Source organism: Halomonas sp. DP8Y7-1, from assembly GCF_019801685.1.
GTDB lineage: Bacteria > Pseudomonadota > Gammaproteobacteria > Pseudomonadales > Halomonadaceae > Halomonas > Halomonas litopenaei_A.
Genome location: NZ_JAHVIN010000010.1, coordinates 200,357 through 213,951 on the forward strand (window position 1 = coordinate 200,357; position 13,595 = coordinate 213,951).

At 64.2% G+C, this 13,595-nt stretch carries 8 protein-coding genes; 2 read left to right on the plus strand and 6 right to left on the minus strand.

Annotated elements, in window-relative coordinates:
• Positions 1-15: 15 nt before the first annotated feature.
• From recD to KUV41_RS13865, 6 genes are all read right to left on the minus strand, one after another.
• A complete protein-coding gene (gene recD, locus KUV41_RS13840; protein ID WP_222486548.1) occupies positions 16-2,190 on the minus strand; it encodes an exodeoxyribonuclease V subunit alpha in 2,175 nt (724 codons plus the stop codon).
• Positions 2,187-6,125, minus strand: coding sequence for an exodeoxyribonuclease V subunit beta (gene recB / locus KUV41_RS13845; protein WP_222486549.1), 3,939 nt, complete (start codon positions 6,123-6,125; stop codon positions 2,187-2,189). The genes recD and recB overlap by 4 nt, the downstream gene beginning before the upstream one ends.
• Complete coding sequence (recC, locus tag KUV41_RS13850) at positions 6,122-9,931, minus strand: exodeoxyribonuclease V subunit gamma (RefSeq protein WP_222486550.1); 3,810 nt, start codon at positions 9,929-9,931, stop codon at positions 6,122-6,124. Before recC ends, recB begins: the two co-directional genes overlap by 4 nt.
• 126 nt (positions 9,932-10,057) lie before the next feature.
• Positions 10,058-10,285, minus strand: coding sequence for a hypothetical protein (locus tag KUV41_RS13855; protein ID WP_222239416.1), 228 nt, complete (start codon positions 10,283-10,285; stop codon positions 10,058-10,060).
• Positions 10,286-10,417: 132 nt separating this feature from the next.
• Complete coding sequence (locus KUV41_RS13860; protein WP_222486551.1) at positions 10,418-10,741, minus strand: hypothetical protein; 324 nt, start codon at positions 10,739-10,741, stop codon at positions 10,418-10,420.
• A gap of 260 nt (positions 10,742-11,001) precedes the next feature.
• Positions 11,002-11,361 (minus strand): hypothetical protein, encoded by a 360-nt coding sequence (locus KUV41_RS13865; protein WP_206938463.1) that lies wholly within the window; start codon positions 11,359-11,361, stop codon positions 11,002-11,004.
• A 954-nt stretch (positions 11,362-12,315) separates the two neighbouring features.
• Here KUV41_RS13865 and KUV41_RS13870 point away from each other — a divergent pair.
• Positions 12,316-12,468, plus strand: coding sequence for a hypothetical protein (locus tag KUV41_RS13870; protein WP_222486552.1), 153 nt, complete (start codon positions 12,316-12,318; stop codon positions 12,466-12,468).
• A 44-nt stretch (positions 12,469-12,512) separates the two neighbouring features.
• Positions 12,513-13,595: filamentous hemagglutinin N-terminal domain-containing protein (locus tag KUV41_RS13875; protein WP_222486553.1), on the plus strand; the 1,083-nt coding region annotated here is incomplete at its 3' end.

Sequence of the window (13,595 nt, forward strand, 5' to 3'; positions counted from 1 at the left end):
ATTCCTGCTGCTGGTCTACTGAAACAGCCGGCTCTGGCGCTGAATCCGGCGTTCGATGGCGCGGGCCAGCACCTGGTCGTTGGCGCTGGCCAGGGTAAAGGTCTTCTTGGCTCGCGTGACGGCGGTGTAGACCAGCTCTCGTGTCAGGATAGGCGAGAGGGTGTCGGGCATCACCAGCGCGGTATGCACGAACTCGGAGCCCTGGGACTTGTGCACCGTCATGGCGAAGACCGTTTCGACCCGCTGCAGACGACTGGGCAGCACCCAGCGAATGCCGCCCTGGCCGTCACCCGCAGGAAACGCCACGCGCAAGATGGTGCCGGCTTCGGGGTTGCCGAACTCCGCCGGTACCTGCAGGGCGATGCCGATATCCCCGTTCATCAGCTTCAAGGCGTAGTCGTTGCCGGTGACCAGCACCGGGCGGCCTTCGTACCAATGGGTATACAGGTCGGGCTTGTCGATCAGGCCGTGGCGCGCCAGTGCCTGCTCGATGCGCTGGTTCAGTGTCTCGACCCCATGATGCCCGCTGCGCAGCGGTGTCAGCAGCTGGAACTGGGCGTGGGCCTTTAGAATCTCTGCCGCCCACTGGTCCCACTCGCTGCGGTCGGCCGCTGTCGCTGGGCGTTCGCGGCTACCGCTGGCGGCGTCAGTTCCTGCATCGCTGCGCGCTTCACGGGGGCGAATGGCGTCAAGGTAGTAGCGGTAGCCCCAGGCGTTGTCGTGGCCACGGCCTTCGAGCACCAGCGTCATCAAGGCCCGTTCATCGTTACGGCGCAGACTCAGGCGCTGGGCCTCAGTAAAGGAGGGGGCATCCAGTACCGCCATGGCTTGTCGACTGTCTCCCGCATTGATGGCGCGAGCCAGCTGGCCGATGCCGCTCTGGTCATCGAAGCGGAACGAGTGACGCAACATGGCGATGGACTGATCCAGCGGGCGTCCACTACTGGCCTGTTCCGGGGGGAGGCAGAGCGCTGGCGGCAACTCGATACCGGTGGCGTCCTGCAACCACTGGGCGGTGTCCGGCTGATAGTGGCCTTCCTCCGCTCGCGCACACAGGTTGCCCAGCACGGCCCCGGCTTCGACGGAGGCCAGCTGGTCCTTGTCGCCCAGCAGGACCAGACGCGCCCTGGGGGGCAGTGCCTCCAGCACTGCCGCCATCATGTCAATGTCCACCATCGAGGCCTCATCCACCGCCACCATGTCCAGCGGCAGCGGGTTAAGACGATGATGCCGGAAGTGACGGGTATCCGGGCGCGCCCCGAGCAGACGGTGCAGGGTTGTGACCTCGGCGGGAATCGACTCGCGGACCTGCTCGGCGTTGGGCAGGTCGAGGGATGCCAGGGCGGCGATCTGGTCGCGGATGGATTCACTCAGGCGAGCGGCGGCCTTGCCGGTGGGGGCAGCCAGGCGGATGGTCAGCGGCACGCCTCGTGTGGCGATGGCCTGGGCCTGCAGCAGCGCCAGCAGGCGGATGACGGTGGTGGTCTTGCCGGTACCGGGACCGCCGGTGATGACCGAGAAGGGCGTCCGCGCGCCCAGGGCGCAGGCGAGTTTCTGGGACTGTGCCTGTTGCGCACGAGGGTCCTGTGGTGGAAACAGGCTGTCCAGTACCGGGCGTAGCTGGCTGGCTTGGGGAACAGCGCCGCTAACGCTGGTCTGATTCGTGCTGGGATGGGCGGGATAGGCCGCTGCCAGTCGATCCGAGATGGCATCGGCGACCCGGCGCTCGTGACGCCAGTAGCGGCGCAGATACAGGCGGTTACCGTCCAGTACCAGCGGCGTGCTGCCGGGGCCCTGGCCCACCGCGGACCACTGCTCAAGGCGCTGGGCCCAGTCGTCGCCGATGGCGGCCAGCACCTCATCCGGTGGGGCTGGAGCGGTGTCGTCGGGTTCCACCGCGATCAGCGACTGAGGGTGCCGCCTGGCCTGGTCGAGGTCCACCAGCAGATGGCCCTGGCCGGCCTGGTGGCTGACCAGCATCGCGGCGACCAGGCAGCAGGCGTCGGCGTCCGGTGCCAGCGCGGCAAGACGATGGGCCAGGGCGGCGTCGAGGTCACGAATCCAGTCGTGTTCGGCCCAGGCGAACTGCAGGCGCAACATGGCCTGGGGATCGGCCAGGGCCTCACTGACGCTGGGGCTGTCAGCGGCGGTATCCGCGCCAGGGCGGTCATGGGGCAGCGTCTCGTTCATGCCGGAGTCTCCTCTTGGCGTTCCCCGGCCAGGCAGCGATCCAGCGCCTCGATGAAGGCCAGCGGTGGCTTGATCGCGGCAACGCCTCGTGAGGGGGCATCGATACCGCGCAGAAACACCAGCATGGCGCCGCCCACGTGCTGCTCGTAATCATAGTCCGGCAGCGTCTGGCGCAGGTGTCGATGCAGCGCCACCAGGTAAAGGGCGAGCTGCATGTCGTAGCGCTTGTCGAGCATGGCGTCGCGCATGGCATCGGGGTGATAGGCAGCGTCGTCGGGGCCCAGCCAGTTGGACTTCCAGTCGATGACGTAGAAGCGCCCATCGTGTTCCGCCAGCAGGTCGATAAACCCCTTGAGCAGTCCGTTCAGGCGCTGGAAGCCGAGCTGCGGCCGTGGGGCGCCAGGGAAAAGATGGTCCCGGGTGAGTCGGTCCATCGCTGGGGTAATCGCATTGTGGGTGGCAAACCAGAAGTCGGGTTCCGCCCGGTAGCGCGATAGCTCGCACAGCGTCAGCCCGTCTGTGAGTCCAGCCGTCGCTTCAGCCGCCACTTCAGCGGTGGACGAGGTGGCACCCGTGGGTTCCATGGCCCCAGGCGACAGGGGGGTGGTCAGCCAGCGCTGCATGCCTTGGGTCAGGGCGTCGATGTGGTCGTCCCAGCCTCGCCGTCGGCAGCGCTGTGCCATGCGTGCCTGCAGTGTGGTGTCGTCCACGGCGGCGGCAAAACCATGTTCGGCCATGGCTTCCAGCACGCCGTGGAGGAAGGTACCGGGCCCAGGTCCACGAGGAAAGGCATGCAGGCTACCGGGCTCGGGCTGGCGGGTGTCGGCGCGACTTACTGCCTGACGCTGGTCGCTGTCTTCTTCTTCCAGCACTTCGGCGGCAGGTGTTTCTGGTGCCGCCGCGCCCTTCTGGGCCAGTGCCGAATAGCTGGCAATCCACCAGGGGGCAAAGGCCTGGTGGGCGGCGGAAAGCGCCGGCTTGTGGGCTCGCGTCGACTGCCGGGGCACGACGTTGATGATGGGAGAAGCCACGCTTGAAGGGGCGGTCTCCAGCAGGACGTCGCCACTGTCCCCCTGCATCTGTTGCCAGCAGGCACGCAGGCTCTGTTCGTCCGGGATATTCGCGCCCCCGGCCAGCAGGTGACCAAGGGCCGACTTGTGCAGGGTCGCGGCCTTGCCATTGCCGTACTTGAGGGGCGCGAGGCCGATAAAGCTGGCGTGACGGGCACGGGTCAGGGCCACATAGATAAGTCGGACTTCCTCGGACAGCCGTTCATCATCGGCCAGCTCGAAGCCTTCCTTGGCCATCTCCTTCTTGGGCGCCAGTTCCAGCACCGGGCGGTCGTCAAGGTGGTAGAGCGGGGTCCCGGTCTTGCCGCTGACTTCCTTGTAGGTGCACAGGAAGGGCAGGCATACCACCGGATACTCCAGGCCCTTGGACTTGAAGATGGTGACCACCTGGATGAGCTCGGCATCGCTTTCCAGGCGCAGAATCTGTTCGTCGTCGGCGGGCTCCTGCACATGCTCCGACAGCAGGCGGATCAAGGCGTGGTCGCCATCCAGGGTATCACTGGCCTGCTGGGCCCATTCTGCCAGGTGCAGCAGGTTGGTCAGGCGCCGCTGGCCCTGGTCGGCATTCAGCAGGCGGGCAGGGATGCGATAGTCGTGCATCAGCTTGCGCAATGCCGGCAGAACGCCGCGCCGCTGCCAGCGCTGGCGGTAGGCCATGAAGCGCTCTTGAACGCGCTCCCAGGCGCTTTCGTCGCGCTGCAGGTGATCCAGCTCCACCAGACTGAGCCCCAGGGTGGCGGTAGCCAGGGCGGTGCGCAGGGTGGACACGGACTCGGGGTGGGCGATGGCCTTCAGCCAGTAGAGCATGTCACGGGCTTCTGCGGTGGCGAAGACGCTGTCCCGGTCAGACAGGTAGACGCTGGCAAGGCCGCGCTGGCTGAGCGCCCGGCGAATGGCGGTGGCCTCGACCCGGTCACGCACCAGAATGGCAATGTCACAGGCGTTCAAGGGCGTCAGGCGGTCGTCGCCCGGGCGGGCGAAGCCGGCGCGGGGCTCGCCACCCTCAGGATGGGACTGGTTGAGCCATTCGGCGATGCGGTTGGCGCAGTGATGGGCGGCCTCGCGCAGATAGCGTTCCTTGTTCAGGCAGCCGCTGTCGCTGTCGTCATCGCTGACCAGCCAGCCGGTCAGGGCCGTGGCGGGCTGGCCATCCAGCATCAAGGTTTCCTTGCGGCCGTTGGCCTTGACCGTGACAAAGGGCAGCGGGTTGGTGGCCTGCCCGGTGGCGTCGGCAAAGCGAAAGGCCCCTCGCTCATGGTGCTGCTCGGCGAAGGCGAACAGCTGGTTCACCGAGTCGACGGCGGCCTGACTTGAGCGGAAGTTGGTGTCCAGGCTGTGGTGATGACCCAGGGTGGCCTGGCGGGCCGCCAGGTAGGTATAGATGTCGCCACCGCGAAAGCCGTAGATCGCCTGCTTGGGGTCCCCGATCAGGACCAGCGCACTAGGGTCGTCAGCGTCGTCGATGCTGGCGTCCTCGGTCGCCTTCGCGTTCGCCTGGTCGATGCGGTAGATGCATTCGAAGATGTGGTACTGGGCCGGATCGGTATCCTGGAATTCGTCGATCATCGCCACCGGGAATTGCTGGCGAATCCGCCGCGCCAAGGCGTCTCCGCCCTCGCCATCGAGGGCCTCGGCAAGCCCGGTGATCATGTCGTTGAAGCCCATCAGGGCGCTGGCCTCAAGCTGCTCGCGCAGGCGCTGGCTGATCCAGCGGCTGGCATCGGCAAGAAACTGGGGGAGCAGCTCACGCTTGAGGTCATCGGCGTGCTGCTGATAGGTGCCCCACTCCTCCAGAGCGGCAAACAGGGCGATGTCCGGGACCTCTACGCCTTTCTTCACCTTCAAGCGGGAGCGCGCCAGTTTCTGCACGAACTTCGTGTCGCCGGTGGCGATGCCGCCCTGGGCCCAGTGGTCGAGCTCTTCCAGCCAGCCGGCAAAGGTCTCGTCGTTGTCCTTGCCGCGAAAGCTGTTGCCGTTGAGGCTTGGGCGCAGCGCTTGTAAAGCGTCGCGCACCTCCTGCGCTTCGTCGAGGTAGCGCTTGCGCGCCTGCGCTTCCAGGCTGTCGGCCTTGGCGCGATGGTCACTGAAGGTGGTCAGGGTAGCGGTCAGGTCGGTGCTGACCAGCGGCTCGCCGCAGAACATCAGCGCGGCGTCATCCCGGGCGAGCAGGTTGCGGACGTTGCTGTACAACCCCTGAGGCGATGAGAACAGCTCGACCACCGAAGCCGCCAGCGGCTCGCTGAGGGGGTAGACCCGGGTGCGCCAGTAGTCGTTGACGGCCTCCTGGGTCAGCTCACTCATGTCCTGAATGACTTCCTGACGAAACAGCTTGCCGCTGTCGAAGGCGTGTTCCTTCAGCATCCGCTGACACCAGCTGTGAATGGTGGAGATGGCGGCATCATCCATCCATTCGGCGGCCAGTATCAGGCGGCGGGCGCAGACAGGCCAGGCATCCGGGGCGAAGTCATTGCGCAGCTCGGCCAGTAGCGGGTCGCGGCCGGCCAGGTCGTCGTCGTGAGCAGGGTCGGCGCGAAAGGCTTCGGCGGCCTGTACCAGGCGCGCCCGAATGCGCTCTCGCAGCTCCTGGCTGGCGGCTTCGGTGAAGGTCACCACAAGGATGTCCGGGGGCACCAGCGGCTGTGAAAAGCCGTTGTCCGCGCGACAGTCGCTGCGCCCCGGCTGGCCATGGCCCAGTACCAGGCGCACGTAGAGCAGGGCGATGGTAAAGGTCTTGCCGGTCCCGGCACTGGCCTCGATCAACTGGCAGCCGGTCAGTGGCAGGGCCAGCGGTAGCGCCTTGGTTGACGGGGGCTGATGTGCGTCTGACACCAGGGGGCCGTCAGCGGTGGTCTTGGCTGAGCTCATGCTTTGGCCCCCTTGGTGGAGTGACGGTTGCCTTGCGTTGCAGGGGCAACCGCAAGGGGGGACTGACGCGCGCGGCTGATCCAGGTGTGCAGGTCGGCATACAGCTCCCGGGTGGCGTCGGCAAAGTCTGGGGCGGTGACCAGTGCTTCCAGGGTAGGGAACTCCCGCAACATCAGCGGGCTGCGTTCGGCCAGGCGTTCCCAGCGGTCTTCCCATGAGGTGCGAAGCTTGGGATCGGACGCCAGGTCAGGCGGTGGCCAGTCAGGGTCATCCGCCGCGGGATAGGCCTCGAGGGCGTTGAAGGCGATATCGGGATGGGTCGGGGTGGCATGCTGCATGGCATGCTGCCACCGCTCCATCAGCCGGTTCAGCCTCTGTTCGGCCTGGGGTCGGGTCATGCCCGGTATGGTGAGCTGGCCGCTGGGCGATACCAGGTGAGTGACGGCCCCCGGATAAAGGGTTTGCAGCGCCAGGTGAGCAGGCCAGTGGCGCAGGATCTGGCGCCAGTTGAAGTGCTCGCCCTGGTGGATCTGACTGGTCAACAGCACGATGCGGGCCACTTCGGCAGAGGCATCTGCGCTGGCCTTTTCTCCCAGTTTCTCTCCCTGTCTTTCGCCCAGTGAGAGGGGCCGGTCGGCGTGCAGCTGGGTCAGGGTGTCTTCCAGCCGCAGGGTGAGCGCCTGCGTGTCGTCATCAGCGGCCAGTCGGCTTGCATCCAGCGTAAGCCCGCTGTCGTGGCTGACCCGTGGGGCGATCTCCAGGGCATAGGGATAGCGGGCGAGCAGCGCCCGATAGGCCTCCAGGGCAGCGGGAATCCGTTCCAGCAGGCGTTGTCGAATGACCGGGCCCACCGGGGCCGGTGGATAGTGGCCGGCGCGCTGCTGGCGCAGGACCTGGCGGTCGATCAACTCGCTCAGTGAGGCGGCGTCGTCTGGCCGGTGCGCCAATTGCTGACCAATAGGCTGGACCAGGGCCTCGCGCTGTTGCCAGGCGGCCAAACCCGCAAAGCCAAAGGGCTCGTCGTCGTCATTCAGCACGTTGTCATCGCGCATGCTGGTGGACAGGCGCTGCTGAAACAGCGCTTCGACCGGGTCACGCAACAGCCCGGCCAGGTGCGACAGCTGAAGGGGGCCTTCCGGTTGCCATGGGCCCAGGCCGTTGGTCGCGGAATCTGCTCCATGCGGCCCGTGGGGATCCGTCGAGTCGACTGCCGACCCCGGCGAGTCAGCGGTCGCGCCAGTAGCGGCCCCAGCGGCAGTGTCCATGGTGCTGCCAGAGGCGGCGTGCAAGTCCTGCCACTCGTCGGCGTAGGTGAACAGTCGGGAATCCGCCTGGAAGTAGGCGGCGCCAAAGGGCTGCAACGGGTGCTGGGCCGTCAGCGCTTCAAGCAGAGCTTCGGCCATCTTGGCATCGTCGGCCAGGCTGCGCTGGGCGTGAGGCGGCTGATCAGGGAGGCGCCAGCCTTTGGCCAGGTGGTCGCGCAACTGGCCCACCAGCACGCTGGGGGGCTTTTCACCGTTGTCCTGTGGGCTGCGACCGCACCAGCTGATGGTCAGGCGCTCCCGTGCGGACAACAAGGCCTCCAGAAACAGGTAGCGGTCATCGTCTCGGCGTGAGCGATCTCCCGCGCGATAGTGACCGCGCATGGCCATCAGGTCGAAGTCCATGGCGGTGGCCTGGCGCGGGTAGGCGCCGTCATTCATTCCCAGCAGCACCACCTGTCGGAACGGAATGGCACGCATCGGCATTAGGGTGGCGAAGGTGATGCGCCCCATCATGAAGCTTTGGGACAGCTGCGGGTCATCGATACGCGATAGCCAGCTCTCGCGCACCACGGCCAGGGGCAGATCGGTGGTCACCGCTGCCGAGGTGATCTCTTCCTGCCAGGTCTCGAGGGAGGCCTGGATGCGACCCATCAGGGTCTGCTCCGCGCTGGTGCTGGGGGTCAGGGTGCGTTCGAGCATGGTCGATAGCACGCGGTCCCAGTCCGCCGCCGGACGGGGTGCGGACAGCAACTGGCGCAGCTCACTCAGGGTCATGATCAGCCGGTACAGGGGGCCGACCAGCGCCGCGTCAAGGCCTGCCACCTCGTCGTAGGGCACCACCTCGAGCCAGTCGTCGCCACTGTCTTCGGCCTCGCCGACGGCGTAGCCCATCAGCATGCGTTCAAGACCAAAACGCCAGGTATGCAGTTCGTCGTGCTCCGGCAGTCCCAGTTCGGCCCGCTGGGCGGCGTCCAGGCCCCAGCGCACGTTGGCCTCGCGGATCCAGCGCTGCAGGGTGGGCAGGTCGCCTTCACTCAGGCCAAAGCGTTCGCGTACCGCCGGGATGTCGAGCAGGTCGAGAATCTCGCTGGCACGGAAACGCATGCGCGGAAGCGACAGCAGCGTTTCCAGGGCGACCAGCAAGGGCTCCCGATGTCGCTGCTGCTGGTCGGCGACGTGGTAGGGCAGATGACGACGTTCGCCCGGGGCGAATTGCCCAAAGACGGCGTCGATGTAAGGGGCGTAGTCGTTGATGTCCGGCACCATGACCATGATGTCACGGGGCTCTAGCGTCGGGTCTGCGGCAAAGCTTGCCAGCAGCTGATCGTGCAGGACTTCGAGCTCGCGCTGGGGGCTGTGGCAGATGTGAAAGCGGATCGAGCCATCTTGCTCAGGATCCAGTGCCGGCCATGTCTGCTGGGTCTCGGACAGTGGCCGCAGGTTGAGGATGTCGTCCTGCAACTGGCCCAGTAGGTGCTCGGTAGGCGGTTCGAGAAACAGGTCGACGGCGCCATCGAGCAGGGCGCTCATGGCCTCGACATCGGTATGGTCATGTTCGCTCAGCAGCTGCAGGTAGTCGCGGCCCTGCTTGCCCCAGGCCGCCAGCAATGGGTGGGCGTGCAGGTGCAGGTGTTCCAGCGACTGATGCAGGTCGGCGGGCATGCCTTCACGCCGGCGCTGACGCACATGGCGACGCAGCACTTCCTGGGTCTCGATGATCTCGCCCCAGTAGAACTGGCAGGGATTGAGCAGGCACAGCACCACCTCGCAGACCCCGGAGAGCGCCGCGAGAACTTCAAGCGTCTGCTGTGGCAGCGACGAGATGCCGAACACCACGATACGTGGCGGCAGCTCGTCGGGACGCTGCTGCAGGGTCTCTGCGGCGGCCTTGAAACGCTGATGAATGGCGCCGCGATGGGTGTGACGCAGGCCGTCCTCCAGGGAGTCGCCGATCATGCGCCACAGGGCGGGTTGCCAGAGCTGCTCTTCTGGTACCGGTATGCGGCGATTGCCGGGCAGAATCAGGCTATCGTCACCCTTTTCCCAGGCGCTCAGCCAGTCTGCCCGGTATACCTGATACTGGTCGAACAGGTCGGCCAGGCGTTCCGCCAGCTGGTAGTGCTTGCGGCGCTCATCATCGTCGCGCAGATAGCGTTCCAGAGGGGCGAACAGCGGATCCATCAACGCCTTGGGCAACAGCTCCATCAGACGCCAGCGCAGTCGGCTCTTGTCGAAGGGCGACGTCGTGGGCACCGTACCTGGTCCTTCGACATCCTCGATGACCGCACGATAGGCCTGCCACTGTAGCCGCGCCGGCAGCGCCACATCCGTTCCCAGACAGATACCGTAGCCGGGAGCGCCCTGACGCTCGGCGATAGAGGTCTTGAGCCATTGTGCAATGCCGTTGCTCTGCACCAGGAAAAGCGTACGTGCGAGCGGATGGAGGGGGCGGCGGCCGAGCCATTTCAGCGTCAGATCGCGCAGGTCTTCCATGCGGTTGCCCTGCAGGACAATCATCCCGGAGGCGGCTGTATCGGTCATGGCTTGCTCTCTTTGCGGCGCGGGAAGGCCTGTGGCGGAGGCCTGCGTCGTGACTGTCTCGGCATAGCCTAATAGATGCAGCGCCAAGGATCATCTGCGGGCAGTCACGCTGCGACAGGTCGTCGGCTACTTCGGGTCACGTCGACGCTGGCGTTCACTGAAGAACAGCCAGATGCATAGGGCGGCGACCAGATAGACTACGAGGGGAATGGCCAGGCCGTAGGCCAGTACCTTGAAGGAAAAGTCGTTTTTGACAAAGAGGAACAGCAGAAGCACGGGGAACCAGCAGAGAGCGATGCCTTGCGCGAGCTTCTTTAGTGCGGTGATGACCACCGACGGTGCCTTGTCCTGCATTTACGCCTCGTCATATCCATATGGGCTGAAGAATTCTCCTGCCATGTCTAGGGGCACCTTGTGCACCCTAGTCGTCATGCACCGCAGCCATCAGGCACCACAGCCATCGTGCACAGAATGCTCGCACCCGCGCTAGTCGGTCTCTTTTGGAGGTGGCGGGAAAGCACGCTGTATCTCTCGTTGGTTGGTATGACACACCTCGAGAGGAAAGTGCGATTCGATCCAGCGGGTAAAGCGCTGGCCTTGCATGGCGTTACGCTGTGCGCCTAGCCCGCGGCATAGGTTCAAGGCATTTCCCACCTCGCCGCCGACGATAATGACCTTGAACAAGGTGCCGGCAGAGTAGCACATGACCGCATGCGCAGGCCGGTGTGGGCGGCTCACGTCCTTCACTTCGAAGTCGTGGACGTGATCGGTGTATTGGTATTCGGGGAAGTCGGAGAGTGCACCTAGCATGAATCATGGCTCCTTGTGCGGTGTCTTCACGTCATCCGTGACGTGAACAGCGAAGGACTGCGTCAGGTTGCCCAGGGGCGATGGCTTGGGGCTGTTTACCCGCTTGCCTGGGGTCGATAATGCCAGAGCTGGCGTCACGATCAATCACCAGGCAAGAGGACTTCCTGTGCCCCTTCCTTGTGCCCCAGGGCCTCTAAGGGTCTCCCGGGGCTCAAGACAGGTTGAGTCGTCCCGGTGGCTCGGAGAGCAAGCGGTAACGCTTAGATGAGCTCTTCGATGTTGTCGACGGTGGGCTCGAGGATGAGCTCGCCAGTGCCTTGCTTTACCACGCGGTTGGGTTCGATAAAGCAGGTGACGAGGCACCTGGCGCTCTCGCCACCGTCAGAGATGGTGTAGGTCTTCTTGGTCGATACAACACGACCCTGGACGAAGACCAGGCTTGTCTTTCCTTCTTCTTCCGCAGTGAAGGGCAGTTCAAGCAGTTCGTCTGTGCCGGGTACTTCCAGCAAGGTATCGATCTGATGTTCGGGCATGTCCAGCGGTGACGGTTTCAGCGTCAGGGGTTCGAGAGACTTTGTGTTGAGGGAGTCTGTGAGTTGGAACATCAATCGGTAGTTCATGTCTCGTCCTGGTTGGTTTCCTTCCGGCGTAGTGCCTTCACACGCCTGTTCCCTGCGGTGCTCACTCACCCTCCGCGGCGCTGAGGGCCCGGCCGATCTAGGAGGTTCCCGACCATGGCTACAACGCCTGCAGTATCAGTGACTTAAGAATTATACAGCGAGCGCCCCTTGTATAGCATTTGTGATGCGTCAGGGCTAATACTTTATGCCGAGGCGGGCAGAAGCTGGCTGGCACAGCCAGGGCTGGGCGTGTTGCATCACCCCCTTTCGAAGGGTGTGGCTGTGTCGTGGTTGGGTCATATGAGCGTGTCGTAAAACAGGGCGTGGTGATTTTTTGCTCATTTTTCCCGCTTTCTGTCGGCACTTTCTATCCCCACTTTTTATCAGCCCTTCCTATCAGCCCTTTCTGTCTACACTTGCTATCTGCCTATCAGGTGAGGTTAGGAAATAAGAGTTTTCTTTGTAGGAAATATTGGACAATTCAAGATGTGGTTGAATGACCTCTTTTTCCTAACTGCTTTCCTTTCTTCACCCTTCCTATGTCAATTCTCCTATCGTTGTGCTTTTCCGCTACGACATTCATTTCTGCTGCATTTTTTCACTTCCTTTTCTTGGGGTAGTATCTCGATAATATCGAGTCTCCTCAGCATGTCTTGTCAGCCAATTGGCGTGACGCTAGGTGACGATAAATATACGTCTGGAAACGTTGAGCAGGGTCACCATATTCAGGCATCACGGCCGTTGAGTGAGGTCTTGCGGTAGCCATTGCTACGCCGTATGAAGTGGCAAAGTAATAAGCAGAGTTAAGTTTAGCTATGAGTAATATTATTTCAAAAATACATGGTAGTCAGGCAGTGGCGCAGCGCATTTTTATCGGCGACATGCCAGAGAAATTATGGCTATAGCGTTTGATCACTGAGTGTAAATTCCGGGACAAACCGTTGCCAAAATTTCTTGGATGAAGACGACGTTTTACGTCCCCCCTCCGGTAGTGCTCTGGTCGACCGGCGTGATGACACCCTTGCCTATGAGGCGGGCGTCATCCAGGCCGATGCCATCGATCATCGCGAAAGTCCCGTCTACTTCACCGTTCAGGCGCGCTTCTAGTGGCTGCGCCAGATACGTGCCATGCCCTCCAGGAGGGACGTTTGATGAACCCACGCCGTCCGCTGTTTCGCCATCTGGCTATCGTCATGATCAACGCCCTGTTCTGGCATCCCGTGGTGGTGCTGGCAGACGGCATCGTGGTGGCGCCGGGGGGCAACACCCGGCTCGATCAGGCGGGCAACGGCGTGCCGGTGGTCAACATCGCCACCCCCAACGACAAGGGCCTCTCCCACAACCGCTTTCGCGACTACAACGTGGACGCCCGCGGGCTCATCCTCAACAACGCCACCGGCAAGACCCAGTCGACCCAGCTTGGCGGCATCGTGGTCGGCAACGCCAATCTGCGCGGTCAGGCGGCCCAGGTCATCCTCAATGAGGTCAATGGCGGCAATCCGAGCCGACTGGCGGGCTACACCGAAGTGGCCGGCCAGGCCGCCAAGGTGGTGGTGGCTAATCCCTACGGCATCTCCTGCGATGGCTGCGGTTTCATCAACAGCCCCCGGGTCACCCTGACCACCGGTGCGCCGGTGATCGAGGACGGCCGGCTGGACCACTACGCGGTGGACCAGGGGCAGGTCGCCATCGAGGGGCTGGGGCTGGACGCCCGTGAGGTGGATCAGTTCGAGATCCTTACCCGGGCCGCGGCGCTCAATGCCGAGCTGCACGCCCAGGACCTGACGATTGTCGCAGGCGCCAACGATGTCGACGCCGCGAGTCTCAGCACCACGCCGCGTACCGGCAAGGGCACGCGCCCGGCCCTGGCCATCGATTCCTCGGCGCTCGGCGGCATGTACGCCGAGCGCATCCGCCTGGTCGGCACCGACGCCGGAGTCGGCGTGCGCTTGGCCGGTGACATGGCCGCCAGTGCCGGCGACATTCGCATCACCGCCGATGGCCAGCTGAGGCTTGCCGACGCCTCGACCCCGACGCGCCTGATCACCCAGTCCAGTGACGCTAGCTTTGGGGGTGACGTGCATGCCGACCAAGGGGCCGACATTCAGGCCGACAATGCCCTGGACATCTCTGGCCGGCTGACCAGCGGCGGGGATATCGCGCTGTCAGCGCAGCGCCTGACCACCACCGGTGATGTAGTGGCCGGCGTCCGCGGCGGACAGCGACGCGCGGGG

Bases quoted from the DNA above. Each gene is read 5' to 3' on its own strand.
- KUV41_RS13860 (WP_222486551.1), bottom strand. From the start codon at position 10,741: ATGCTAGGTGCACTCTCCGACTTCCCCGAATACCAATACACCGATCAC.
- KUV41_RS13865 (WP_206938463.1), bottom strand. From the start codon at position 11,361: ATGAACTACCGATTGATGTTCCAACTCACAGACTCCCTCAACACAAAG.
- recB (WP_222486549.1), bottom strand. From the start codon at position 6,125: ATGAGCTCAGCCAAGACCACCGCTGACGGCCCCCTGGTGTCAGACGCA.
- recC (WP_222486550.1), bottom strand. From the start codon at position 9,931: ATGACCGATACAGCCGCCTCCGGGATGATTGTCCTGCAGGGCAACCGC.
- recD (WP_222486548.1), bottom strand. From the start codon at position 2,190: ATGAACGAGACGCTGCCCCATGACCGCCCTGGCGCGGATACCGCCGCT.
- KUV41_RS13855 (WP_222239416.1), bottom strand. From the start codon at position 10,285: ATGCAGGACAAGGCACCGTCGGTGGTCATCACCGCACTAAAGAAGCTC.